Here is a 25,373-nt window from a genome sequence, read left to right as displayed (position 1 = left end):
CCCACCCGGAGACGCGCCAAGGCTTTTGCCTGCGAATTGTCTCGTTGAAAAGACTTTGCCTCACTCATCAAGTTTGGCGAATCACGGATGGAGTAAGCATGTTTGGATGTTATCTCGGGATGAGGTCTTTATTTCCGGTTGTACCGGGCAGCCTGGCCAAGCTGGGTTTGTTATCCCCAGAAACCGACAGGGATGATCGGCATTCAGCCTTCTTGGCCCGCCAGTCTTCAGCAGCACTGCATGCCCGGGAATCTTTCTTGGGCATGCCTAAACGTGGCCTGGCCTTTATTTTGGCCAATGCGCTGTTCTGGCAACCACTGCTGGTGCAGGCCGAAGGCATCGTTGTCAGCGGGCCAGGCACCAGCCTGGGAGCGGCGGGTAATGGTGTTCCGATCGTCAATATTGCTGCACCCAATGGCAGCGGTCTGTCGCATAACCAGTTTAATGACTACAACGTCGGTGCCAATGGCCTGATCCTCAACAACGGCATTGACCGTACCCAGTCGACCCAACTGGGCGGCATCATCCTCGGCAACCCGAACCTGCAGGGCAACGCCGCCCATATCATCCTCAACGAAGTCAACGGCGGCAGTCCCAGCCAGTTGCGCGGTTATACCGAAGTGGCGGGGCAGTCGGCCAAGGTGATCGTGGCCAACCCCTACGGTATTACCTGTAATGGCTGCGGTTTTATCAATACTCCCAGTGTCACGCTTAGCACGGGCAAACCCCTGTTTGATAATGGTCGTCTGGATCGTTATCAGGTTGATGGCGGTACGGTGACCATTGACGGTCAGGGTTTGAACGCCAGTAATATCGATCGCTTCGACATCATCACCCGCTCGGCGAAGATCAACGCCCAGATCAATGCGCGTCACTTGACGGTGATTGCCGGTCGCAACGACGTCAATGCCCGGACCCTGCACGCCACTGCGCGCGCGGATGACGGCAGCGCCAAGCCGCAGTTGGCAATTGACTCCAGCGCCTTGGGCGGAATGTATGCGGGCGCCATCAGGCTGGTGGGTACCGAGGCCGGTGTCGGGGTCAAGCTGGACGGCACGCTGGCGGCCAGTGGCGGGGATATACAGCTCGATGCCAATGGGCATTTGCGTATGGCTCAAGTCACGGCCAGCAGTGCGATCACAGGCAAGGCTGGAAGTCTCGATGCCCAAGAGGCGATCTATGCTGGCAGCACACTGGATATGCAGGCTCAAGGCGACCTGAGCAGCCGTAAAAACCTTATCGCACGTGACAGCATCAAGCTCTCCAGCGGCGCGCAGTTGACCAATCACGGCATTATCGAGGCCGGGGTCAATGCCGACCATTCCCGCAACAGTCATGGCGATGTGTACATCGCCGCAAAAACGCTTGCGAACACACACGCCAGCATCATTGCCAGTCGTCACCTGACAGCTAGCGCCCAAATCCTGAGCAATCAGGGGGGCACGCTGAGCGCCAAACAGGCCGCCAGCATCCGTGCAGACACTCTGGATAACCAGAACAAAGGGCGGATTCTGAGTAGCGCCAGTCTCGACCTCAAAACTGATCGGTTACTTAACAGCCAAGGTCTGGTTTCAGCCAGCAGCATCGACGCCCGGATCGGCAGCCTGGACAACCGCACCGGCATGCTCAGCAGTCAGGGTGAGATGCGCCTGGCCGTTGATGGCACATTGCAGAACCGCAGTGGCGTAGTGATATCCGACGGCAACGCAAGCGTAACTGCAACCCGCCTCGATAACAGCAGCGGCCGGATTTCCGGCAAGCAGAACCTCAAGGTTCAAGTGCAGGATCTAAACAACCAGCAAGGTCAACTGATCGGCCAAGGTGCCGTCCAACTGAGCAGTAATATCCTGGACAACCGTCATAAAGGCCTGGTCGGCGGCGCTCAAGGGCTGACGCTTGATGTGGCCGATATCGATAACCGTAAAGGCGAAGTGTCGAGCCAGGCTGGTTTGTCGTTGACGGGTTTTCGCCTGGACAACACGGGCGGTAGGCTTACCAGCGAAAAACACAGCCGTCTTGAGCTTAGTGCCGGCGTGGCAAACACCTTGGGCCTGATCAGCAGTGACGGCGGGTTAAGCCTCTCTGCGACTGAGTTGTCCAACCACCAGGGCAGCATTTCCAGCGCAGGCCAACTTGCTATCAGCAGTGGTGGGTTGAACAACGAAAAGGGTTCGCTGCAGGGCAAGGCCATCACGCTCGACTTGGGTACTGCCACAGGCGATCTCAACAATATGGGCGGCCTGATCACCACAGCAGGCCCTTTGACCCTCAAGCACCTGCGTGACCTGAACAACCGTGGCGGCGAGATTTCCACTACGCAAACCCTTAGCCTGAGTGTCCGCAACCTTGATAATACGGGCGGCAAGCTGATCAGCAACAACCTGTTGGTCATCAATGGTGACAACCTGCTCAATCAGGGCGGGCTGATCTCCGGCTGGCAGGGCTTGAATGCCACCGGTACAACGCTCGACAATCGCAACAGCGGCAAACTGTCCAGCCTTTACGGCAACCTTGATGCCCATCTCAGCTCCAGCCTTCTCAATAGCGGTACAGGTATTCTGGTCAGCCAAAAAAACCTGACCGTCACAGCGGCCAACCTGGACAACAGCGGTCAGGGCAATATAACCAGTGCTGGCGCCCAAACCCTTGATATCAGTGGTTGGCTGAACAACGCCGAGGGCGGGGTGATTGACAGTGGTGCGGCTCTGTATCTGAGTGCACGTGATCTCGACAACAGTGCTGGCAGTATCAAAGGTGCCGCCGCCACAACCCTCGACCTGCCTGGCACCTTGACCAACACCCGCGGCAAGCTGTCCAGCGGTGGCCCGCTATTGATCCAGCGGGCGGCGCAGATCGACAACCAGGGCGGTGAGCTGGTCAGCAGAAGCGTGCTGAGCCTGATGACCGCTGGCCTGGACAACCGCAATCGCGGCACAGTCGCGGCAGATGGCAAGTTGGACATTAGCGTCAGTGGCCTGGTGCAAAACAGCAATGACGGCCTGATCTACAGCCAGGACGGCGAGCTCAAACTTACCGCTAGCCGCCTGGACAACGCCAAGGGCAAGGTGCAAGGCAAGACCGGCTTAGAACTGGACATTACTGAAAATATCGACAATCAGGGTGGCAAACTGATTGCCCAAAACGGTGATTTGGCGATCAAGGCCGCCAACCTGGATAACCGTGGTGGTGAGCTTGGCAGCCTCAAGCAAGCCCTCAATGCTCGCGTAGTCGGTGTACTGCGCAACGGTGTGGCAGGGATCATCCAGGGCCTGCGTCTGAATCTGATCGCGGGCAGTATCGATAACGTCGGCGGGAAAATCTCAGCGCAAGTGGGCGATGCCCTCGTGACCACCGACGCTTTTGACAATCGCGACGGCAATCTCTACGTCAAGCGTCTGCTGACAATAACCGGCAACGCCTTCGACAACAGCGGCGAAACAGGTGGGCGTGTGGCAGCAGAGCACGTCAGCCTCGATCTGAGCAACGCCCTGAATAACCATAAAGGCCTTATCGAAAGCACAGGAACCCTGAGTGTCAGCGCCGCCAGCGTGGATAACCGGACGGGGCAGTTGCGTACGCTGGGTACCAGCGGCGATACCTTGTTCCAGATTGGCGGGCTGCTGGACAACCGCAACGGCACCCTGGAAAGCGCCAATACTGAGTTGACGTTACTCGCGGGCAGCTTCCAGAACGCGGGTGGCAAGGTACTGCATTCCGGCAGCGGCACTTTCGCCATTGATCCGTCGATCCTCGACAACGTTGGCGGCAGTCTGGAGAGTCGAGGTGGCCTGACCCTCAACCAGGACAGCTGGACCAACAGCAGCGTGATTCAGGCCGCGCGCCTGACAGTCAACGTCAACAGCCTCAATCAAGTTGCGGGCGGCCAGTTACTGGCATCCAACAGTTTTGTTGGCGCAGGCGGGAACTGGTCCAACAACGGTTTGCTCGCCAGTGACGGCACTCTGAGTATCAACCTGGAGGGTACTTACTCGGCCAGTGGTCGGCTGAGCAGCCTCGGATCCCTGGATCTGCGCGCCGCGCAACTGCACTTCAGCGAAACCGCCACCCTGGCCGGTGGTGACGGTACCCGGGTCACAGTGGCAGGACAGTTGAACAACGCCGGGCGGATGACGTCTGCGACCGACCTCAACCTCATTGCCAATGAGGTGTCCAACACCGGCACACTGGGGGCTGGCGCGAACCTTGTGCTCACTGCCGACACAGCACTCAATCGCGATGGTCTGATTTTCAGCGGCGGTGACATGCAGCTGCTGTCCACCACCTTCACCAATGCCTATGCGACGGTCTATGGCCTGGGCGATGTGCTGATCGCCAAAGATACAGATCACAACCAGGCCGATTTGCTGGACAACCGCTCCGGCACGGTTGAAAGCGCGCAGAACCTGAGCATCCGCGCCATGACCGTGAATAACGTGCGGGATGTGCTGGAATACACGGCCCAGGAAAAAAGCTCGGTGACCATCACTGAGCTCGATTGCAACTTGATACCTGGTGCCGGTTGTGACTTTCGTCGTAAAGGGCGGCGAAACGGCCTGTGGCAAATCGATGAAATCGATCGCCTGAACGTTACCCGAAGCACAGCGGCTTCGCTCTTGGGCAGTGGCGCGGACCTCCAGATCCACGCCGGGACGCTCAATAACCACAGCAGCACCATTGCCGCCACAGGCAACGTGACGGCCACCGCAGAGACCCTTAACAACCTGGGCGTGCAAGCGCAGGAGATCACCACCACCCGCACGTACTGGAACTATGTCACACAGATTTTTGCGGCCATCCCGGCGGCTGCCAATTTCAATGCCAAAAACAGCCCCACACCCTCGGCCACCGTTGAGTCTGACCTGAGTTACTTTATTGGCCTGCTGGGCGGTGGCAAGCTATCGCACACCACCCGCACCCAAAACATCGACGGGCAGGCCCATGACGCTGTGATCCAAGCCGGGGGCGACGTCAACCTCAGTGCCGGGCAAAGCCTTAACAACAGCGTGATCCGGCCGTACTACGGTTATGTCGCTGCCGGCCGTACGCCAACCGACACGGGCGCGGGAAGTGGCTACTCCACACCGATCCACATCAACGCCCAATTGCCAGCGGATGTGGCCCAGCAACAAGTGAACCCGGTAGAGCTGCCCGGCTTCAGCTTGCCTGAGGGCCAGAACGGCCTGTTTCGCCTGAGCGGGCAGGGCAGCAGCACTGTGTCGGCCGTTCACTCTCCCTCCCTACCGGTCGACCTCTCAGGTGCAGCAGGTTCTGCAACAGCGATTGACGGCCTGACCATCAACCGTGTTCAGGGCTTGCCTGACACAAACGTTGTAACCAGCCCGCACAAATACCTGATCGAAACCAACCCGGCTCTGACCCACCTCAAACAATTTATGGGCTCGGACTACCTGCTGGCGAAGTTGGGTTACGAGCCGGACCAAAGCCAGAAGCGCCTGGGTGACGGCTTTTATGAACAGCGCCTGATTCAGCAAGCCCTCACCGCCCGTACTGGCCAGCGTTTTATCGACGGCCAAACCAGCGATGCGGCGACGTTTAAATACCTGATGGACAATGCTGTCGCCAGCAAGCAGGCGCTCAACCTCTCGGTGGGTATCACCCTGACAAGCGAACAGATCGTGGCCCTGACCCACGATATCGTCTGGTTGGAAAACACCACGATCAACAACCAGCAAGTGCTGGTTCCGGTGTTGTACATGGCCCAGGCGAACAAACGCCTGGCCCCTAATGGCGCATTGATTGCCGGAAACAACGTCAACCTGATCACAGGTCAAGACCTCAAAAACGTCGGCACCTTGCGGGCCACAGAAAACCTGTCAGCCAACGCAGGTAACCACCTGATCAACAGCGGCCTGATCGACGCCGGCAACCGCCTCGACCTGCTGACGGGCAATAACCTGAGCAACAAGGCGGGCGGCATCCTTGCCGGGCGCGATATCAGCCTAACGGCCAGCAAGGGTGATCTACTCAATGAGCGCACCGTTATCCGTCATAACAGCAGCAACGGCTATCGCAGCGAACGCACCGACTTCATGGACAGCGCCGCTCGCATTGAAGCGGCGAACAACCTGTCTCTGCACGCGGGCCGCGACGTCCACAGTGTTGGTAGCGTAATCAAAAGCGGCGCAGACACCACCATCAAGGCAGGTCGTGACGTCAACCTTATTGCCACAGAACAACGCAACAGCCAGGTTGCCGGCACACTGTCGCGTGGCGAGAGCGTCACCCAATATGGCTCTGTCATTGAAGCGGGTCGCGACTTCCAGATTGTTGCCGCGCGGGATATCAGCGCTATCGCCAGCCAGATTGCAGCCACCCGCGACCTGGCCATGGCCGCATCGGGCGACCTGACCCTGGCCTCGGCTGCAAACGAGCAGCACAGCGCGCTCAACACCAAAAAAGTCAAAACCCGGGACGATCGCGTCAGCCAGGTCTCGAGCGTGGTCAAGGCCGGTGGCGATGTGACGCTGAGTGCCGGGCAGGATATGGCGGTAATTGGCAGTCGGGTGGAGGCGGGCGGTGAAGCATACCTGGTGGCTGGCGCAAGCCTTGAGCTCAAGTCCGCAGAGGAACTGGATTACAGCTTCTATAGCAAGAGCAAAAAAAGCTCGTCCGGAAAATCCTTCCGCCTGAACGAAACCGACACCCTCACTAACGTTGGCAGTCTGGTCACCTCGGGGGGTAACAGCACCTTGGTGGCGGGTGATGACCTGCTCTTGCAAGTCAGTGCGGTCAATGCAAAGCAAGGTGCTGCCAAGCTGCTTGCGGGCAACAATATTCAGATCCTCGCCGCCAGTGATTCCAGCAGTGTGCGCCACGAGAACAGTCAAAGTAAAAGCAGTTGGGGTGGCCTGAACTCGAGCAAGGCCAAGCGTCAGGTCAGTGAAGCCAGCACGACAGCTGTAGGAAGCATTGTCTCGGGTGACACGGTCAATGTGGCTGCCAGGCGAGACGTAAAAGTCACGGGTTCGGCGCTGGTCAGCACCGATGACCTTACTGTTCAAGCCGGGCGTGACCTGACTGTTGATGCGGCAATCAACACGTTTACGCGAACCGAGATGCGCAAGGAGAAAAAGCGCGACCTCACAGGTGTGCTGACCGGGAACAACCTTGGGTTGGACGATATTAGCGGCAACCTGCATCTTTCCAACAGTGGCCAAAAGCACAACGGCACTGCACAGGAGAGCACCTTGCAGGGCAGCACCCTGGGCTCCAGCGTCGGTGACGTGATCCTGACTGCGGGTCGTGAGTTGAAGGTGATAGCCAGTGACTTGGTCAGTACCCAGGACATGGGCCTGAGCGGTTCCAATGTCACCATCGCCGCGGGTACTGAAACCGCGTACCAGACCACTCGAGACAGCTCCAGGAGTATGGGCGTGGGGCGGGTAGTGGGTGGCATGGTGGTCGATACGGTCACCAGCATTCGTAACGACGTGCGGGCTTCGCAGCAGGCTGACGACAGCCGTCTCAAGGCAGTCAAGGGCGCGCAGGCGTTGCTGTCTGCTTACAACGCCGCAGGCAATATGGATGCCAGTGCCGCGAATGTGTCAGAAGGTAAGCCAGCCAATAGCGGTGGCGCGCTGATAAAAATCGGTACCGAACTGGGCTCCACTAACAAGAAAAGCAGCAGTGAGTACAACGCTGAAACAGCCAGGCAATCCACCCTCAACAGTGGCGGCAGTCTGGCCATTGTGGCAACAGGCAATGCCCCCGACACCCAGGGCGATATTCATGTCATTGGCAGCAGCCTCAAGGCTAGAGACACCCTGTTGCGGGCAGAGCATGACATCACCCTGGAAAGCGCCCAAGACCGGAAAAGCTGGGACAACCAAAGTAAAAACGACAAAACCAGTATGGGTGTCAGCTTCAATGTGGGTGAACAAACGGGTTTCACCCTCGACCTTGGCGCACAACTGGCCAAGGGCATGGGTAAAGGGCGGGAAGTCAGCCAGGTCAACAGCACGTTAGACACTGGACTGCTGGTGCTCAAAAGCGGCCAGGACACTGCGTTGGCCGGTGCTCAAGTGCGGGCGGATGCCATCAAGGCTGATATCAGTGGCAATCTGAGCATGGCTTCACGTCAGGGTGAAGCCCGCCAGAAGAACAGGCAAACCAGCGGTGGCGTGGGCGGCAGTATTTGTGTGCCCCCGTTTTGTGTGGGCGCTCCGGTATCCGCTTCGGCCAATATCGCTGGCAGCAAAATGTACAGCGATTATCAGGCTGTGACCGATCAGACGGGCCTGTCTGCGGGCACAGGTGGTTACGACATCAACGTCGGAAAAACCACCGCGCTTCTAGGCGCCGTGATTGCCAGCGATGCGCCGGCTGACAAAAACCATCTCAGCACTGATCGCCTGTTGGTCAGTGACATCAAAAATAAAAGCGCCATAACAAGTCAGGCCGGGAGTTTGAGCTATTCCGGGGCCTTGGCAGGGGACGGGGTGGATGCCCGCTCGGTCGCTGGCGGCACGCTGCCGGTGTATCTCAAGGACTCTGAGAAGAGTAAAACCCAAAGCGCCATCAGTGAAGGCACCATCACCGTGCGCAACGCCGATGGCGGCAATGACCTGGTGGGGCTGAATCGCGACACTGTCAACGCCAATCAGCATCTGGATCGGCCTGATGAAAAGGCCATGCAAGCGCGCATCGACCTGATTCAAAGCTCGGCGCAGCTGTCCAACAGCGTAATTAATAGCGTGGCCAAAGCCAAGGCTGATGCGGCAACCAAACAGGCCAATGAGGCAACTACCCCAGAGCAACAACAAGCGGCTGCGCTTGCGCTGGATGACGCCAGGAGCTGGCAGGTCGGGGGCGATAAACGGCTGATGGCCAATATTGCATCGGGCCTGATCGCGGCGGGCCTGGGAGGGGCAACGGGCAGTACGGCTGTGGGTGTTGTTGCGAACGTATCATCCAGTGAGATTTTTAAAAAAATCGGTGATTTCGCTACCGCGCAAAGAGATAAATCTACGGACAGTGCAGTAAAGGCAGCCTGGGATGAAGGCGGTGCAGCTCGTGTCTTGCTGCATGCGTTGGCGGGTGCGGCAATAGGTTTGTCCAGCGGCAATGCGCAGGCGGGTGCTCTGGGAGCTGGAGCCTCTGCGGCGTTGATGCCATCGGTGGGTCAGGCGCTGAAAGACAGTGGGCTGTCTCGTCAGGAACAAGATGCTATAGCTGCATTGATTGCGACAGGCGTTGGAGCCTCTGCGGGGGCTGGAAGTGGGCCCGGCGAGGCTGTGGTGGCAGGTGGGGCAGGGTTTGGTGTGGAAGCCTTCAATAGGCAGCTGCATAAGCAACAAGAAATTCCGGTTCTGGAGAAACAGGCCGAAGAGCTTTACAAAACCCTGGGAGCGCCAAGATCCAGTGCCCTTTGGCTGGATTTGTTGATGATTGCTGCGGGTGGCGCCCTGGATGCTGCTGATGAAGCCCGTTTGAGCGGTTTGGTTGCGCAATCCACAGGCAATGATCCGCAGTCCCGAAATTTTATCGATGACCTGAATATTGCCAAAGGGATTATTGGGCAACTGGCGGCACAGAAAATCCCTCTGAAGTGGGGCGATGGAAGCCAAATTGTTGCCAATGGCGAGAAAGCCTTCGCGTTCAGAGCAACCGAAAAACAGTTCAATGACTCAACGCTGTTCAATGCGTCAGTCTTGCATGGTCAAGGCGTGGTGTATGAGCAATGGCGGCAATACGGCCAGGAGCAAACCAGCGCGCATTCGAAAGAAATGGGTGCGTTGTCCAGTACTGAGTCAGGTATAAAATCGGCTACCCAGCGTTTGTCAGATTTGGCAGGCAGAGGGATTACAACCATAGCGCCCGAGCTTGATGCTGCTATGCTGTTGATGCCGGCAGGTAAGGGCGCCAAGGTTGTTGTTGAGGCGGTTCTTGCCAAATTGGCGGCTGGTAAGGCTGCTGCGGGTGTTGGTGCAAAAGGCATTCCGTCTATCCCTAACTCAGGCGCGAGCAGTGCAGCAAATGCTGCTAAGCTTAAAATGCAATTGGCTGCTGAACAGGTAGCTGGAACAAGTGCTCCGACACAGATCAACGGCTATTCATCTCATGCATTAGAGCAATTTGCGGGAAGAGATGGCGGTATTGGCGTGAGCCAGTCTGCCCTCAATAGCGCTTGGTCTAGCCCTCTAAAAATTGAATATGTCCCTTCAAAGTACGGTCCAACATTTAGATATACTGGGACGGACGCCGTCATAGTGATCAATTCTGAAGGTACAGTGGTCACTGGGTGGGGCAAGTCGTCTTCGGGGACAGGGAAATGAGTTGCATTTTAACAAGCGCTCAATGGCAGCTTTTAGTGACGCTGTGTTTTCTGAGGGGAGAAGCACAACTAGCTCTAGCTGAGAAATTACTTCATGGCTCGTTAGCGCCGAGTGAGATAGACGAGCTATGTGAGTTGATTTCTAATGAGTTCCTGATGAGTGGTATAGAAGAGAGCTTTGAGCCGAATAGTTATGGGCTTGAGCTCGAACTGCTTCTGGATGCGGTTAATCGAGGGAGTAGCGCAGATGTAGACGGTTTGTAATTTTTTCGCATTGAGGTTGGGGCAAAAGGACCTTTGAACACCTTGGAAGGTGTTCCAGGTCTAGTCCAGTCCCGAGTAAACTTAGCTAATGATGGTATGGAGCACTTGGCTTCATGTCACTTGTCGGGCAAAGTAAATGCAAGCCAGTTTTCTATCGGGGAGCATGAGTTGCGTGGTCTTCTGCAAAGCAACGCGGTTGTGAGTACACCTGTCACACGAATGGTAGACAGTGCTGATGGTATGCGCTATGTGCGCGAAGTTGATGTTGGGCGTTCTATCGGTACGGATAAATTCAGTGGTGGACAGTCAACCTCGATAATGACTGTTATGACTGATAAATATGGGAATCTAGTAACAGCATTCCCAGGGGGGCTCAAATGAGTTCTCGTGACAATGTGCGAGCGGATTTGCTGAGCTCTATGGCGTCGATGTTTTCAGGGGGCACTAATCCTCTACTGTTGGCTGCAATTAAAGCGGCGTTTCCCTGGTTGTCTTTTTCTCTGATCGTAAACTGGATTCCTGAACAGGCTGAGGATATTTACTGGGTGCTGATCGACTTAGATCGTATTGCAATTGTAGAAATCTCGCGATTAAGTAATAGTTTGGAAGATGTATCGGTCGAAGTGTTAGATTTCAATGAATATAAAGAGCGTCGACTTTCCATTGAGAACCGCCGAAAGCTTGAGGTTGCGATTGATTTGATGAAGGAAAATTACTCTAGTTAGAGGTTTTCTCTCGTGGTGCAAAAACGATAGGCACGTCTCTGGACAACGTAGCCAGTAGTATCCATGGTGGTCAGCAAGGCAAGCATGTTCTGCGGCATAACAATTTTCTTCCCGGACGCATGAGGGGGTCGATCCTCAAAAATTGTTTAATGGTGTTCATGTGAGAGAGTTTCCTGTTGTAGGTTATGGTTCAAGAGGGCAGCCGATAGTTGACTTTGGCAAAAATATTGATATTGATGGCACATCAGGCTTGGCGACAAGATATGGAGCAATACATTCAGGTAAAAGTGGAGCGCATATTGTTCCAGCAAATCCTACTACTGTCGGAGCGAAACCGTGAATGCTTTTCCTGATTGGTTGGTTTTGTGTGTTTGGCGTGCTCTGATGGGTGAGGTATATCCTGCAATAAGAGCGATTGCTAATTCATTATCAGATGATAGAGAGTTGCTTATTCGTTCAGTTGCTGTTGCCATTTCGGAGCAGGGCCACGCTTACGCACAGTGGTTTGCTGCTGCTGACCAAACAGCTCTTCGAGTGTTGTGTTTTGATTGCATTTCAGGCAGCTGCTTGAATGATTCCGCCACAGCGTATATTACTCTGCGGGCTGAAAATCCGCGTCAGTAGCAGCATTGCAACAACCGCCACAACCAGAACCCACCAGGCAGTAACAAAACTCCCCGTGAGTTCGCGAAGCCAGCCCGTCAGCCATGGCGATACCGCATTGACAAGAAATCCCGCGCCTTGCACGAACCCTGCAAGCTGAGCGGCTTCGCTGGGTTTGCGGCAATGGTCCAGGGTCAGGATCAGGCTCAGGGCGAAACAGGCACCCAGGCCAAAACCAATCAAGGCCACCCACACATACGGCGACTCCAGCGGCCACATGACCAGTCCGCTATAGCCCAGTGCCTGCGCTCCCAGGCTGACCGCCAAGAGCGGGCGCCTGTCCGTGCTGCGGTGGGCCAGCGCAGGCATCACCAGCGCAGCCAGTACCTGAAAAATGGTCATGAACGCCAGAAGCGAGCCGCTTTGTGCTGCACTCCAGCCCATCTGCAAATAGTAGGCGGGCAACCACGCCACCATGCTCATATAGCCACAGTTGACGAGGCCGAAGTACAGCGCCAGTAACCACGCGCGCCGGTTGCGCCACGGGCGCATGGCTGGCTCGCCCGCCGTTCGGGCACCGCTGGCAAAGGGCAATAAGCCCCACAGCACCAGTGCGACCAGAGCAGGCGCCAGCCAAATCCCCAGTCCGGCCTGCCAATGGCCAAAATGGCCGGCCACCAGCGGGCTGACGAGTGCAGCCAGGCCGCCGCCGGCCATAAGGGAGGCGGAGTACACCCCTAAAGCCAGCGCAACCTGCTGCGCAAACTGGCGCTTGATCAGCGCCGGAACCAGCACCTGGATCAGCGCAACCCCGGCACCGCCCAGCAAGGCCGTGGCCATCAGGGTTTCTGCCTGATCGGCAGACAAGCGCCACAGGCAGGCGCCCAGGATCATCGACAAGCCCAGGGCCACGCCACGGCGCTCACCCAGGCCTGCCTGCAGGCGTACGCCGAGCAAGGCCACCAGACCCATGCAGATCACTGGCAGGCTGGTCAGCCAGGCACTGCTCTGGAAACTCATGCCCGTGTCATGACGTATCTCAAGCAACAGCGGGCTGATGGAGCTGAGCAGCGGACGCAGGTTAAGCCCCAGCACCACCAGCAATGCCCAATTGGCGAACACCCGCGCAGGGTGTTTATCCAGGCTCATGGCAGGCTTTCCAGTCACTATATATCTCGACCATGGCCGGTTGGGGTATGTGTTGTATCGCCAGTTTCTGTTCGCTCAACGGCAGCGCCAGTTGCTGATAAATCGCTGCCGTAGACAACCCGAAGGGTTCCCCCTGCGGGTTGCTGGCGGCATACACCACTCGGGTTACGCCACACAGGTGCATGGCACTCAGGCACATGGGGCAAGGCTGGCCACTGGCATAGATCACGCAACCCTCCAGGCGCGGGCCCAGTTGCTGGCTGGCAGCCCGTATGGCCAAGAGTTCTGCGTGCGCAGTCGGGTCCTGGCTGATATGGAGGGTGTTGACGGCCTCAACGATCACCTGGTCGTCTTTGACCAGTAGCGCAGCAAAAGGCCGGCCACCGTCGGCAACGTTGCTGGCGGCCAGGACCACGGCGCGTTGCAGGTAAAACTCATCGCTATGCATAACAACTCCAGGGTGTGATTCAGTGCGCGCCGGCATCACGCAGCAATTGTGCGGTCACGCCCTGGCCGCGCTGCTGCGCTTGTTGCAGGGGGGTGTGGCCGTCGCTGTCCGGCAGGTTCAGGTCGGCACCGGCATTGATCAGCTGGGTGATGATCTGCTGATGCGCCGGGCCGCCGTCGGAGAGCACGATGGCTTCCATCAGGCAGGTCCAGCCCAGGCGATTGACATGGTTCAGATCAACCCCTGCTGCGATCAGCAGGCGTACCGTTTCAACATGTCCGCGCTCGCATGCCGGGATCAGGGCGGTGCCGCCATAGCGGTTGGTACTCTGCAGATCGGCACCGTGAGCCAGGGTCATTTGCAGGATTTCGTTACGCCCACTGGCGCCTGCCAACAGATAGGGGCTGTCACGCATCAGGTTCTTCTGGTTGACGTCGGCCCCAGCCTGGATCAAGGCCCGGGCGATTTCGATCTGGTTCGATCGGGTTGCCAGCAGCAGCGCGCTGCTGCCATCCAGCGCCTGTACGTTGAGGTCCGTGCCTTCACTGATCAGTTGCTGGACCCTGTCCAGTTCGCCGTCGCTGACGGCATTGAGGAGTGTCTTGTCGCTTGCCATCACCGCTCCCATTATCAACAGCGCGACCGTCAGCAGGCCGCATTTGCGTGTCAGGCTGCCCATGGTTGAGCCCTCTTTTACATCCCGTGAAAAGCCAGTATGGTCAGCGCAGCAGGTATTCTGAAATTAAATATAGCCATGCCTTTAAGTGGCAATGTGAATGGTGAGACGGATGCTTGATCCCATACTGTTACGCAGTTTTGTCGCGGTGGTGGACTGCGCCAATTTCACCCGGGCGGCGCAGCGTCTGCATCTCACCCAGTCGACGGTCAGCCAGCAGATCCGCCGTCTGGAGGACAGCCTTGGCTGCAAGCTGCTCGACCGCGAACAGCGCCGGGTGATTGCCACCCCTGAAGGTGAGCGCCTGCTGGCCTATGCGCGGCGCATTCTGGCGCTTGATCAGGAAGCCCGCGACGTACTGTTCAACCAGGCGAGTGAAGGGGTGTTGCGCCTCGGTGTGCCTGAAGACTTTGCTGCCGAGCGCTTGATGCCGATCCTTTCGCGGTTCGGCCTGGAGCACCCGGGAGTGCGCCTGGAAGTCACCAGCGGGTTGGGGCCTGAACTGATGCGGCTTTATCGCCAGAATGAATTCGACCTGTTATTGGTCAAGCAGATGGGGCAGGGCGATGATTGCCTGGCTTGCTGGCCCGAACCCATGTGTTGGGTCGACAGCCGTTCAGCGCCCGCACTGGGGCGCGAGCCCTTGCCGCTGGTGGCGTTTCCGGTGGGCGGTTTGTACCGCAATGAAATGCTCCATCACCTTGAAGTGGGGGGATGGCGCTGGCGCATCAACTACTCCAGCGCAAGTCTGGCCAGTGTCTGCGCCGCCGTGGCGGCGGGCCTGGGTATCAGCTTGTTGCCGTTGCGGGTGATCAGTCCGGAACACAGGGTGATTGATGCCGGCAGCGGCCTGCCGGATATCCAGGGGGTATTTCTGGCGTTGTATGGGCAAAACGCTCTGAGCCATGCGGGCAAATTGCTGCAATGCCAACTGCTGGATCTGTGCCAGACGCTTGCTAACGATGAGCAAGCTGGTGAACGAGCCCTTCAAAACGCGGCCAGTTGAGTGAGAGATAAAGAATTTGATCCTGTGATTCCAGGATGTTTGGAATTTATGGGTGATTATCTTGTGCTGGAACATGACTAAAGTAGAGGTTTTACAGGTCAGGAGCTGATTGTCCTGAGCAGGCCAGCGCCTTCACAGGCAAGCCAGTCACTACAGAGGTCACAGGTTATGGATACCAAACTCAAAGCGTTGCTTGATCGCGAAGAGATTCGCAATCTCAGAACCCTCTATGCACATCACCTGGACAGCAACACTATCGACGCCCTTGACGAAGTGTTCTCGGCAGATGCGGTGGTGGAGGTTACGGTTGGCAAAATGACGGGTATAGATGCCATCCGCAGTGGCCTCAATGATGCCTTCAAACTCTTCGATCGCGACCACCAGGGCAGTTATCCGTTTCTGCATGCGATCGCCAACCACTGGATCAAGTTGACCGGGCCCGATACCGCGCAAGGGCGTTGCTACCTGATTGATTTCGAGACCGCATCCAAGCCCGATCCGAACCCGCTACTGTTGCTCGGGCTGTACGCCGACACGTACCAGCGTATCGATGGCGAGTGGCGCATCACCCATACCCGCCTTGAAGTGGTCTGGCCTGAGCGTGCAGCCTGATCCAGGGCCGGCTCCGAGGATTGAGCATGAACGATGCGCCTTTATCCAGGGCGCATTTTTGTTTGCGCAGAAGGTAAGCCCCGGGGTTTTACCCCTCTATTACTGCATGGCTTTGCTATTGTTCAGCTGCAGATCCTTAAACTTTAGCCTTGGACGCCATAATGACGGGCAACCCATTTGACGGTATTCGTGAGTTTGTGTCTGCGGCCCAGTCACTGAGCTTTACAGCGGCAGCCCTGGAGCTTGGCGTGACCAGTTCCGCCGTTGGCAAGAGCGTGACTCGCCTGGAGGCGCGCCTTGGCGTCAAGCTTTTGCATCGCACCACCCGGCGCCTGAACCTCACCAGCGAGGGTGAGGCCTATCTGGCCAGCTGCCTGCGGGTAATGGATGAACTGGCTGAGACCCAGGGCTTTTTGACCACCGGCCAACAGGAACCTGTCGGTCGGTTGCGGATCGATCTGCCGGCGGCCTTTGGTCGCCGACATATTTTGCCGACCTTGATCGATATGGCGGTGCGATACCAGCAGCTCGATCTCTCCATCAGCTTCAGTGAGCGGTTGGTGGATATCGTCAATGAGGGCATCGATCTTGTGGTCCGAATCGGTTCATTGAAGGATGACGCTGAAATAGTGGCCCGCAGGCTGGGCAGCCAGAGCCTGTTGATTTGCGCGACCCGCGAATACCTGCACAGGCATGGCACGCCCCAGGCACCGGCTGATCTCCTGCAGCATGACTGCATTGTCGGCTGGCGCAACGGCACTCGCAAAAGCTGGATACTGGTGGATGAAAAGGGGCAGACCAACGAGCACGACGTGCGGGTCAAGCATGAGGTGGGAGACGGTGAAATGTTGCTGGACATGACGCTGGCCGGGGGCGGCCTGGCCCAACTGCCCACCTGGCTGGTGCAGACGCATATCCAGCAGGGGTTGCTGGTGCCCGTACTTGAGCAATATGCCGGTGCCGAGATGCCTATTCACGTGATCTGGCCACGCACGCGCTACATACAGCCCAAGATCAGAATGGTCGTCGATGAACTGCTGGCACTGGCCCGACGCGATGCCGGGATTTTTCGCCCGGATCAGGGCCCGCCCAACCCCCAGGGTTCATGAATGCAGCGCCTCAAGCTCCATGACGTGAAGCGCTGCAGCTGAGTACCGTTACAGGTTCGGCGAGTGGAAGGGGTAATCGACATAGCCTTTTTCGCCGCTGTTGCCGTAGAACGTGGTGCGGTCCGGGGTTGCAATCGGCCAGTTATTTTTCATCCGCTCCACCAGATCCGGGTTGGCAATAAAAGGCCGCCCAAACGCGACCAGGTCCAGGGCGCCTGATTCCAGTGCGGCTTGCGCCGACTCGCGATCAAAGCCGCCAGCGGCAATCAGTGTGCCTTGATACGACTCGCGAAAAGTCTGCGCAAAGCCTTCGGGCATGCGCTCGGCGCCAATGGTTAATTGATCGCTCAAGTGCACGTAGGCAATGTCGCGTTGATGAATGGCGTGAGCCACCGCGACCCAGGTCTGGGCTTCGTCATCAAACGGCGCCATGTCGAACAGGCGGCCAAACGGCGAGATACGCACGCCAACCTTGCCACGCCCAATGGCGTCGGCAACCGCATCAATGGTTTCCAGCAGCAGGCGAATGCGGTTTTCGATTGAGCCGCCATAACGGTCGGTACGATCGTTTACACACGGATTGATAAACTGCTCGAACAGGTAGCCGTTGGCGCCATGAATTTCGACCCCGTCAAACCCCGCCTCGATAGCCCGGCGGGCAGCCTGAACAAAGTCATTTTTGATCGCTCCGACTTCTTCGGTCGACAGCGCGCGCGGCTGGCTGGCCTGGATCGGGCCCGGTTGACCGTGCTCGTCATAGGCATAGGTCATGGAGTTGGCCGCCACCTTGTTGCTGGATGACACCGGCGCACCGCCGTCCGGTTGCAGCGTGGTGTGGGATACCCGGCCGACATGCCAGAGCTGGGCGAAGATCTTGCCGCCGTCCTCATGCACGGCCCGGGTGACGTGCTTCCAGCCTTCCACTTGTTCCTGATTATAAAGGCCGGGGTTGAACAGATAGCCGCGGCCCTGGATGGAAACCGGCACACCTTCGCTGATGATCAGGCCGGCGCTTGCACGCTGGCGGTAGTAAAGAACCGTCAACTCGTCAGGAATATCGTTCAAGGCGCGGGCACGGGTCATGGGCGCCATCACGACACGATTGTTCAGTTCCATTCCCGACAAGGTGTATGGAGAAAACAGAATACTCATAGGGCAGGGACCTCCGGTGTGGGGCGCTGCGTGGCGCCAGTCCGGGTCAATATACGGTGATATTGATCCCGGATAATCGGTCCTGGATTCCAAACATTGCGGAGTTGAATTCCATAATTTGCGGGGTTAATTACTCCAGAACAGTCGGGTCGCGGCGGATTTCTTCCCGTGCCATGGCTTCCCACAGAAACGGGAAACCGTTGGCATCGGTGCGCTCTCCAGTGGCGAGGGCGACATGGGCAGGAAGCGGCGCGCCGCCACCGAGTGCCTCGACATGCCAGGCCAGGCGGCTGCGCCACTCCAGTGTGATCGCGCGCAAATGGGCCTGGCGAATGCCATTGGCGACCACTAGCACACCGTGGTTGGCGAGCATGGCCCATTTCTGGGCTCCCAGTGCCGTCACTACGGCGCGGCCGAGGACGGTGTCCTCGACGGTACCGCGATATTCGTCGTAGAGCACCGGGTCGCTATCAACCAGGGCGGAGGTCTGGTCGTAAACCGGCGGGATGCGCCCCGCGGCTGACCAGACGCCTGCCCAGCGCGGGTGGTTATGGATGACCACCTCAACATCATGGCGCGCGGCATGTAAATCCATATGCAGGTTGATCGCCGGGGTGATGTTCCATTCGCCTTCGATGACCTTGCCGGTCTGGTCGAGGCGCAGGATGTCCGAGGCGGTTACTTCGCCCCAGGTGAGCTCCCAGGGGTTGGCCAAATAGGTGCCATCGTCCTGCTTGACGGTGACATGACCGGCAATATGGTCGTTATAACCCTCTCGATACAGCACCCGGCACAGCAGCGCCACGCGTTGGTGCGCAGTCAGTTCGGGCAACAGTGCATACCGGCCTGGCCTGGGAATGTAGCGGGCCAGGAGGTCGTGATTAAGTTCATCGTTCATCATTCTGGTGTGCTCCTCTGCAGCGGTTGTGATCCGTGAATGTTCCTTCAGAACTCACGCCTGCAAGGGTTCGCGGGCGAATACCGAGGTGCGCTGCATGCGCCGTTGATGGGGTTGGTAGTCCAGAATGGCGTTGTGCAACACGCTTCGGTTGTCCCAGAGCACCATGTCACCGACACGCCAGCGATGGCGAAACCCGAATTGCACGTGCTGGCAGTGCGCGTGCAGATAGTCCAGGATCGCGTCGCTTTCAGAGGGGGCCATACCTTCGATATGGGTGGTGTAGGTCGGGCTCAGATACAGGGCTTTGCGACCGGACACCGGGTGCTGGATCACCAGCGGGTGCAGGTGGCGGCGGTTCATCTGCACGACCTCGGCATAGCGCTCATGGCTGACGACGCTCTGGCGCAGCGCTGCCGTCATGGGCCCGTTCATGTCGTGCCAGGCGCTGAGCCCGTCGAGGTAGTGCTGCATACGCCCGGACAGGCTGTCATAGGCCGTGGTCATGCTGATCCAGCACGTATCGCCGCCACAGGGGGGAAGGATCTGGGCGTGGGTCATGGTGACAATCGGCGGGTCGGGCAGGAAGCTCTCGTCGTGGTGCCACATATCCGCCCGGTCACCCAGCCTGGAGTCGATCACGGTGATCTGTTCAAAGCCTGCGCCCAGGTTGGGATAGAACGTGTGAACTTCGGGCTCGCCGAAATATCGTGCAATGGCCAGGTGTTGTTCTGGCTGTAGCCATGGGGCGTGCAGTACCAGGGCTTCATGTTTGACCAGCGCGGCTTCCAGTGCCGCCAGGGTTTGCGGCTGAAAAACAGTGGCAGGATCCAGGTCAAGCACTTCGGCGCCCAGGTGTGGGCCAAGGGGCTGGAGGGTGAGTGGTGAAGGCATGGGCAATCTCCCGGCAGGCTGAAATATCCGATCTTATAGAGGGCGTATCACTACACGTTTGGACGATGTCCGAGCGTCTCCAAAGATCATACTGACGTCATCAGGGTTGAGATATTCGCATTCTGCGGGCATCTGATTGCGTATTTAACCTAATGATAAAAAAGGAAAATATCTGAAATTAAGAACAGCAAAAAATACTCCGCTCGGGTTCCCATGAGCAAGCCAGCCGATGACAATACAAAGGGTCTGATGCCTGCGCTGCGCAAGCGGCCGGTGCAATCCCGCTCACGGGCACTGGTCGATGCTGTTGAGCAAGCCTGCCTGCAGATTCTGGATGAAGCAGGAGAGGCGGCGCTGACGGTCGCCCGCATCGCCGAGGTATCTGGTGTCGCGGTCGGCTCGATCTACCAGTATTTTCCCAGCAAGGACGCCATCGTGGCTTTGCTGTACGAGCGTGTGCTCGACGAAGAGTCCGAGCAGTTGCTGAAGGTGCGGGAAAAGTTGATTGGCGTGCCCCTGAAGTCGGCGCTGGAACAAATTCTGGCCAACATCATTCGCGTCGAAACACGCTTGTTCAGGCTGAACAAGGTGTTTCATTTGCGCTATCACTCGGCCTTGCACCTGGGCATGTGGCGCGGGCCATATACCACCACCGGGGAATTTATCGAAGCGACCTGGTTGCCGCTGCTGCAGTTGTATGAAGATGAAATATCCACGCAACACCCGGCCATGGCCGCTTACCTGCTCGGGCAGGGGCTGCGCAGTGTTATCCGCTCGGTACTGGAAGACATGCCAGACCAGCTTGAATCCAGGGCGCTGCTCGATAGCCTGGTGGCCATGGCCATGGGGTGCCTGCGGCCTTGCACGTGGGAGTGATCTGGCGGTCGGCCCGCTGTTGCGGCTTCGCACGCCGAGCAGTTGCGGGCGCTACACGGATCACCAGTCAGCTTGAAACAGCCAGTTGCACCTTGACCTTCTTTATCCTGCAACTAAGGTCGTGGTAGTGCACCCACCGCGCAGCGTCTGTTCTTGAGCGTGATCCGAAGGCAGGGATATGCAAATTAATCACCCATGTTCAGCACTACGCCCGTTTCTCTGGTACGCAGCCGTCAGCTTGCTGACCCTGGCTATGGCAGCGCAAGCCCATGCCGAAGACACCTGCAGCGCCTTGGCCGCCAGGGCCTTGCCCGATGCGACCATCACCGTGGCCGAGGCCATTGCCCCCGGGCAGTACCCAATGCCGCAAAACCCGCTGACCCGATTGGGGAGTTTCTCCGGCATGAACCCGGCAGGGCGCCCCGCAGTCGGGCCAAACCCGGCCTTTTGCAGGGTTGCTGCCACACTCAGGCCCAGCAGCGATTCAGATATCAAGATCGAAGTCTGGTTGCCGCTCAATGGCTGGAACGGCAAGTTACTGGGTGTCGGCAGTTTTGGCTGGGGCGGAGCGATGATGTACCCGGCCATGCTCGCCGGGCTTGAGCAGGGCTACGCCACGGCAGCGACCGATACCGGACACGACAGCGGTACTGAAGAAGGCAAGGGCGGGCAGTTCGCCCTGGGCCACCCGGAAAAACTGATCGATTATGCCTGGCGCGCCGACCACCTGATGACGGTACATGCCAAGGAACTGATCAAGGCCTACTACGGAAAACCGGCCAGCCGGGCGTACTGGATAGGCTGTTCGCTGGGCGGCCTTGAAGGTCTGATCGAAGCCAGGCGCTTTCCCGATGACTACGATGGTATCGTCGCCGGTGCGCCGCCCAACCCGCTGGTCAAGTTCAATGCCGCCCAGCTCTGGCCCGGCTGGTTGCTCGGTCGCCACCGCGATGTGAACATGACCAAGGCCAAGCTCGAGATGGTCAGCAAGGCGGCGCTCAAGGCCTGCGCCACGCCCATTGGCCTCAAGCAGGGGTTTATCGACGACCCGCAGCATTGCGATTTTGAGCCTGAACAATTGCAGTGCAAAGGCACCGAGACAGCCGACTGCCTGACGGCGGGGCAGGTAGAGCTGATGCAGCAGCTCTATCGAGGGCCGATCAACCCGCGTACCGGGGAAGTGATCTTTCCTGGCGTGGCCAAGGGCAATGAAAACCTGCTCGGTGATTTTGTCGATGGCCAAGCGTTCCCGGTGGCCCTGGACCTGTTCAAGTACGCAGCTTTCCAGGATCCGGACTGGGACTGGACGACCATGGACTGGGACAAGACCGTGAATGAGGCTGTGAACAGGCTCGGGCCCTTGTTGCACGTTGACTCCAACCTCACGGCATTTTTCGACCGGGGGGCAAAGCTACTGCTTTATGTGGGCTGGAACGATTTTCATAACGGCCAGGAGCTGATCGACTACTACCAGTCACTGCTGCGCGATTCGGGCAAGGCGGCCCGGGCCTCGGCCCGGCTGTTTCTGATCCCGGGCATGGGCCATTGTTACGGCGGTGCGGGCTGCGACACCTTTGACAAGTTGGCCATTATCGACAATTGGGTGGAGCACGGCGTAGCACCGCAGCGCATCGTCGCTTCGAAAATTGAAGACGGCAAGGTTGTGCGCACCCGCCCGCTATGTGCCTGGCCGCAGGTCGCCCGTTACGCGGGCAAGGGCGATATCGACAATGCCGACAGTTATGCCTGTGTCGAAGTAACGCAATAGTGGTGCAAAAAAACAAAGGCCTGCATGAGAAGTCTCATGCAGGCCTTTGTGTACCTTGCGCCGGCGCTATTGCGCTGGTTTCAGCGGCCTACCAGCAGTTCTGCGGCCTGATCCAGTAATGCCAACGGGTCCTTGGCCTTATGGATATCCACCGACAGCAGTTGACGAAAGCGCCTGGCGCCAGGGAACCCCTGGCCCAGCCCCAAAATATGACGCGTGATATGGTGCATTGAACCACCAGAGGCTATATGCGCTGCGATATAAGGCCGCAACAGCGTGAGCGCCTCTACCCGCGAAATGACAGGGGCAGAACTGCCAAACAGACGTTGATCGACCTCGGCCAGAATATACGGGTTGTGATAGGCCTCGCGGCCGAGCATCACACCATCAAACACCTGTAAATGTTCCTGGCATTGCTCGAGGGTCTTGATCCCGCCGTTGAGAATGATCTCCAGTTCAGGGAAATCGGTTTTCAACTGCGCGGCAACGTCATAGCGCAGAGGCGGGATATCGCGGTTTTCTTTAGGCGACAGCCCTTCGAGAATGGCAATACGCGCATGCACGGTGAAACTGGTGCAGCCTGCATCACGAACCGTACCGACGAAATCGCACAGTTGTGCATAGCTATCGCGGCCGTTGATGCCGATACGATGCTTGACCGTGACAGGGATAGCGACCGCATCGCGCATGGCCTTGACACAATCGGCCACCAGCGCCGGATGCGCCATCAGGCAGGCACCGATCATATTGTTCTGCACCCGATCGCTGGGGCAGCCGACATTCAGGTTCACCTCGTCATACCCTGCATCCTGAGCCATGCGTGCGCAAACGGCCAAGTCAGCCGGAACACTCCCTCCCAGCTGCAAGGCCAGCGGATGCTCAGACTCGTCATGACGCAAGAAGCGCTCGGCATCACCATTAATCAGCGCACCCGTAGTGACCATTTCGGTGTACAGCAAGGCGTTTTTGGATAGCAGACGCAGAAAAAACCGACAGTGGCGATCTGTCCAGTCCATCATAGGTGCCACACTGAATCGTCTGCTGGTAACTCCTTGATTTATAAGGGTTTTATCGTTTTCTAGATTCACAAAAATACCTTCGTGTGTAGCTTTTGTGCACACGGAGTGCACATGACGTGTGTGTGCAGTGTATTATCCGGGTACATAAAACTGCACATGGAATGCACACGATGGCGAGTATTGTAAAGCTTCCAAGCGGCAGTTGGCGCGCACAGGTTATGCGCGGTGGAGTTAGGCACGGCATGACTTTTAAAAAGCATGCTGATGCTAAAAAATGGGCTGCAGATCAAGAGAGCAAGCTTGAGAGCATCAGAGCCGTGGGGACAGCATCAACACCAAAGGGCTCTACTTTCGCTGATTTCGTTGATAAGTATGTTGAAGAGACAGAGCCCGTCAAAAAGCACGGGAAAAATAAAAAATCGACTCTAAAGCGCCTAAAAAATGAGTTCAAAGGCGTACTGATGTCCGATTTTTCGATCCTGCATCTCAGGGATTTTGTTGAAAGACGTGTGAAAGAAAAGACGCAAGCTGGAGTTAGCGTCTCTGGAGTGACAATCGCAATCGATCTGTCATACATATCAGTCGTATTAAAATGGGCGAGAGTCGTCAAACACTACGATGTTGATGTAGGCATTGTGCAGAGAGCGAGAGAAATGCTCGAGCCCATGGGTCTAAGTACAAAAAGCAACGAGCGAAAAAGAGAAGCATCAAAGGATGAGTTAATAACTATCTTCGCTGCATATCAAAAAAAGCTGCGTCAAAAAATTCCAATGGAAGATATTATTACGTTTGCATTAGCGTCTGCGATGCGCCAAGAGGAGATTTGTTCCCTGGAAATCAGTGATGTTGATTTTTACGAAAAATCTATAGTTATAAAAAACCGCAAAGATCCGAAGCAAAAGAGCGGTAACGACATGCTTGTGCCGCTACTCGGTAGAGCATGGGAGCTTGCAGAAAAATACATCGGTGATCGCAAGTCCGGAAGGATATTTCCTTACAATAGCGGGTCTGTTAGCGCATCTTTTACGAGAGTTTGCCAAGAGTGCGAGATTCATGATCTCCGTTTCCACGATCTGCGTCATACAGCAGCCGGTCTTTTGTTCGAAATCGGGCTGCACATAGAGCAAGTTGCTGTGCTCACGGGTCACAAAGACTGGAAAATGCTAAAGCGATACACGCACATTAAAGCCAAAAATGTGCATGCGTCGTACGAGGAAAATATGCAGCGACGTAAAAAACGCGAAGAAACGCTCGAAATTATCACTTAGTATTCAAAACAATCCCTTGGAACCGCGCAGCCCGCGAGTTCCAAGCGGCATTTATTAGTCTAAATTGATCGCAAAATAGACTCTCGACTACGTGTTTTCCTCAGCGAGTGCATGTAGTCTTTGACGTCATCAATGGCGTAAAAAAAAGCGTTACCAAACAGCATTGGTGCCGGGCCTTTATAATGCTTGCGCCAGTGTTCCAGTGTCTCTTTTTTAACTCTGGTGATTTCGATCATTTGCTCCTCGGTCAAAAAGCCAAGGGACATTGCAAGTGCGTTGCGGTCGGACATTGTATTGCTCGTGATCCGTGAGCGCGCGTACCTTCCTAGTCGTAGCGCCGTATTGAAAGTGGGGGTGATTAGGCGATTGCGGTCATGCTCAGATCAGAAAATCGCCGGACGTCATCGCGCTTGTAAAAAACACGGCGGCTGATGTGGGCGTATGGCGTAAGAGCCTTGGTGTGCTTGCTCGTATACCGCCAAAAACGAAGAGTCTCGACAGAGATGCCCAGGATTGCAGCAGTCTCTTTTGCTGTGATGTAGTCGCCATCTGCAGACGTTCGCATCAAGATTCCTCTTAAAATCAGTTGGTTGCATCGCACCTTGTCGCGTC

The 25,373-nt window shown here is 57.1% G+C and carries 17 protein-coding genes and 1 pseudogene; 10 read left to right on the top strand and 8 right to left on the bottom strand.

All coding sequences use genetic code 11. The features are described 5' to 3' along the window. Positions 1-119: 119 nt before the first annotated feature. The 4 genes and pseudogenes from GHO03_RS08090 to GHO03_RS08075 all read left to right on the top strand — a co-directional run. On the top strand, positions 120-10,295 hold the full coding sequence (locus GHO03_RS08090) for a hemagglutinin repeat-containing protein (protein ID WP_153399585.1): 10,176 nt from the start codon (positions 120-122) through the stop codon (positions 10,293-10,295). Continuing rightward, on the top strand, positions 10,292-10,558 hold the full coding sequence (locus GHO03_RS08085) for a hypothetical protein (protein WP_153399583.1): 267 nt from the start codon (positions 10,292-10,294) through the stop codon (positions 10,556-10,558). Before GHO03_RS08090 ends, GHO03_RS08085 begins: the two co-directional genes overlap by 4 nt. Positions 10,559-10,935: 377 nt before the next feature. Beyond that, positions 10,936-11,283 carry a hypothetical protein gene (locus GHO03_RS08080; RefSeq protein ID WP_153399581.1) on the top strand — a complete coding sequence of 116 codons (348 nt, stop codon included), beginning with the start codon at positions 10,936-10,938 and terminating at the stop codon, positions 11,281-11,283. Between the two features lie 127 nt (positions 11,284-11,410). Further along, a pseudogene (locus tag GHO03_RS08075) lies at positions 11,411-11,623 on the top strand (polymorphic toxin type 50 domain-containing protein); the annotation flags it as partial. 215 nt (positions 11,624-11,838) lie between these two features. Here the strand turns inward: GHO03_RS08075 and GHO03_RS08070 are convergent. Genes GHO03_RS08070 through GHO03_RS08060 form a run of 3 tightly spaced genes read right to left on the bottom strand, consistent with a single transcriptional unit; the run spans position 11,839 to position 14,162 of the window. Beyond that, positions 11,839-13,035: a CynX/NimT family MFS transporter gene (locus tag GHO03_RS08070; RefSeq protein ID WP_153399579.1), complete on the bottom strand. Its 1,197-nt coding sequence runs from the start codon at positions 13,033-13,035 to the stop codon at positions 11,839-11,841. Continuing rightward, the gene (locus tag GHO03_RS08065; RefSeq protein ID WP_153399577.1) at positions 13,022-13,483 is read right to left on the bottom strand and encodes a nucleoside deaminase; all 462 of its coding nucleotides are present in this window, start codon (positions 13,481-13,483) and stop codon (positions 13,022-13,024) included. Before GHO03_RS08065 ends, GHO03_RS08070 begins: the two co-directional genes overlap by 14 nt. Positions 13,484-13,502: 19 nt before the next feature. Beyond that, positions 13,503-14,162 (bottom strand): ankyrin repeat domain-containing protein, encoded by a 660-nt coding sequence (locus GHO03_RS08060; RefSeq protein ID WP_095000032.1) that lies wholly within the window; start codon positions 14,160-14,162, stop codon positions 13,503-13,505. Between the two features lie 109 nt (positions 14,163-14,271). Between GHO03_RS08060 and GHO03_RS08055 the strand changes: the two genes are divergently transcribed. The 3 genes from GHO03_RS08055 to GHO03_RS08045 all read left to right on the top strand — a co-directional run bounded on the left by GHO03_RS08055 (position 14,272) and on the right by GHO03_RS08045 (position 16,886). Next, on the top strand, positions 14,272-15,165 hold the full coding sequence (locus GHO03_RS08055; protein WP_095018463.1) for a LysR family transcriptional regulator: 894 nt from the start codon (positions 14,272-14,274) through the stop codon (positions 15,163-15,165). Positions 15,166-15,333: 168 nt separating this feature from the next. Continuing rightward, positions 15,334-15,777: a nuclear transport factor 2 family protein gene (locus GHO03_RS08050; protein WP_153399575.1), complete on the top strand. Its 444-nt coding sequence runs from the start codon at positions 15,334-15,336 to the stop codon at positions 15,775-15,777. Positions 15,778-15,938: 161 nt separating this feature from the next. Next, complete coding sequence (locus GHO03_RS08045; protein WP_153399573.1) at positions 15,939-16,886, top strand: LysR family transcriptional regulator; 948 nt, start codon at positions 15,939-15,941, stop codon at positions 16,884-16,886. A gap of 48 nt (positions 16,887-16,934) precedes the next feature. Here GHO03_RS08045 and GHO03_RS08040 read toward each other — a convergent pair whose 3' ends face one another. From GHO03_RS08040 to GHO03_RS08030, 3 genes are all read right to left on the bottom strand, one after another. Continuing rightward, entirely contained in the window at positions 16,935-18,038 is a 1,104-nt protein-coding gene (locus tag GHO03_RS08040) for an alkene reductase (RefSeq protein ID WP_153399571.1), read from the bottom strand. A 130-nt stretch (positions 18,039-18,168) separates the two neighbouring features. Next, positions 18,169-18,939, bottom strand: a complete 771-nt coding sequence (locus tag GHO03_RS08035; RefSeq protein ID WP_095021136.1) for a class II aldolase/adducin family protein — start codon at positions 18,937-18,939, stop codon at positions 18,169-18,171. A 51-nt stretch (positions 18,940-18,990) separates the two neighbouring features. After that, on the bottom strand, positions 18,991-19,830 hold the full coding sequence (locus GHO03_RS08030; RefSeq protein ID WP_095021135.1) for a TauD/TfdA family dioxygenase: 840 nt from the start codon (positions 19,828-19,830) through the stop codon (positions 18,991-18,993). 213 nt (positions 19,831-20,043) lie between these two features. Between GHO03_RS08030 and GHO03_RS08025 the strand changes: the two genes are divergently transcribed. Both GHO03_RS08025 and GHO03_RS08020 read left to right on the top strand, forming a co-directional pair. Beyond that, positions 20,044-20,706, top strand: coding sequence for a TetR/AcrR family transcriptional regulator (locus GHO03_RS08025; RefSeq protein ID WP_095018467.1), 663 nt, complete (start codon positions 20,044-20,046; stop codon positions 20,704-20,706). A 178-nt stretch (positions 20,707-20,884) separates the two neighbouring features. Further along, the gene (locus GHO03_RS08020) at positions 20,885-22,474 is read left to right on the top strand and encodes a tannase/feruloyl esterase family alpha/beta hydrolase (protein ID WP_153380010.1); all 1,590 of its coding nucleotides are present in this window, start codon (positions 20,885-20,887) and stop codon (positions 22,472-22,474) included. 80 nt (positions 22,475-22,554) lie between these two features. On the opposite strand, the gene dusA is transcribed toward GHO03_RS08020, so the two are convergent. Further along, positions 22,555-23,535 (bottom strand): tRNA dihydrouridine(20/20a) synthase DusA, encoded by a 981-nt coding sequence (gene dusA, locus GHO03_RS08015; RefSeq protein ID WP_372241718.1) that lies wholly within the window; start codon positions 23,533-23,535, stop codon positions 22,555-22,557. 128 nt (positions 23,536-23,663) lie between these two features. Between dusA and GHO03_RS08010 the strand changes: the two genes are divergently transcribed. Further along, positions 23,664-24,761 carry a site-specific integrase gene (locus GHO03_RS08010; RefSeq protein WP_178110296.1) on the top strand — a complete coding sequence of 366 codons (1,098 nt, stop codon included), beginning with the start codon at positions 23,664-23,666 and terminating at the stop codon, positions 24,759-24,761. Between the two features lie 59 nt (positions 24,762-24,820). Here the strand turns inward: GHO03_RS08010 and GHO03_RS08005 are convergent, their stop codons facing one another. Beyond that, complete coding sequence (locus GHO03_RS08005; protein WP_153399565.1) at positions 24,821-25,051, bottom strand: hypothetical protein; 231 nt, start codon at positions 25,049-25,051, stop codon at positions 24,821-24,823. Positions 25,052-25,373: the final 322 nt, after the last annotated feature.

The organism is Pseudomonas sp. FSL R10-1339 (assembly GCF_009600545.1).
GTDB lineage: Bacteria > Pseudomonadota > Gammaproteobacteria > Pseudomonadales > Pseudomonadaceae > Aquipseudomonas > Aquipseudomonas bubulae.
The sequence above is the reverse complement of the archived record's forward strand: the minus strand, read 5'-3'. Positions and strand labels throughout refer to the sequence as shown.

Coding starts and splice junctions, on each gene's coding strand:
- GHO03_RS08090 (WP_153399585.1), top strand. CDS start 120: ATGAGGTCTTTATTTCCGGTTGTACCGGGCAGCCTGGCCAAGCTGGGT.
- GHO03_RS08085 (WP_153399583.1), top strand. CDS start 10,292: ATGAGTTGCATTTTAACAAGCGCTCAATGGCAGCTTTTAGTGACGCTG.
- GHO03_RS08080 (WP_153399581.1), top strand. CDS start 10,936: ATGAGTTCTCGTGACAATGTGCGAGCGGATTTGCTGAGCTCTATGGCG.
- GHO03_RS08070 (WP_153399579.1), bottom strand. CDS start 13,035: ATGAGCCTGGATAAACACCCTGCGCGGGTGTTCGCCAATTGGGCATTG.
- GHO03_RS08065 (WP_153399577.1), bottom strand. CDS start 13,483: ATGCATAGCGATGAGTTTTACCTGCAACGCGCCGTGGTCCTGGCCGCC.
- GHO03_RS08060 (WP_095000032.1), bottom strand. CDS start 14,162: ATGGGCAGCCTGACACGCAAATGCGGCCTGCTGACGGTCGCGCTGTTG.
- GHO03_RS08055 (WP_095018463.1), top strand. CDS start 14,272: ATGCTTGATCCCATACTGTTACGCAGTTTTGTCGCGGTGGTGGACTGC.
- GHO03_RS08050 (WP_153399575.1), top strand. CDS start 15,334: ATGGATACCAAACTCAAAGCGTTGCTTGATCGCGAAGAGATTCGCAAT.
- GHO03_RS08045 (WP_153399573.1), top strand. CDS start 15,939: ATGACGGGCAACCCATTTGACGGTATTCGTGAGTTTGTGTCTGCGGCC.
- GHO03_RS08040 (WP_153399571.1), bottom strand. CDS start 18,038: ATGAGTATTCTGTTTTCTCCATACACCTTGTCGGGAATGGAACTGAAC.
- GHO03_RS08035 (WP_095021136.1), bottom strand. CDS start 18,939: ATGATGAACGATGAACTTAATCACGACCTCCTGGCCCGCTACATTCCC.
- GHO03_RS08030 (WP_095021135.1), bottom strand. CDS start 19,830: ATGCCTTCACCACTCACCCTCCAGCCCCTTGGCCCACACCTGGGCGCC.
- GHO03_RS08025 (WP_095018467.1), top strand. CDS start 20,044: ATGAGCAAGCCAGCCGATGACAATACAAAGGGTCTGATGCCTGCGCTG.
- GHO03_RS08020 (WP_153380010.1), top strand. CDS start 20,885: ATGCAAATTAATCACCCATGTTCAGCACTACGCCCGTTTCTCTGGTAC.
- GHO03_RS08010 (WP_178110296.1), top strand. CDS start 23,664: ATGGCGAGTATTGTAAAGCTTCCAAGCGGCAGTTGGCGCGCACAGGTT.
- GHO03_RS08005 (WP_153399565.1), bottom strand. CDS start 25,051: ATGTCCGACCGCAACGCACTTGCAATGTCCCTTGGCTTTTTGACCGAG.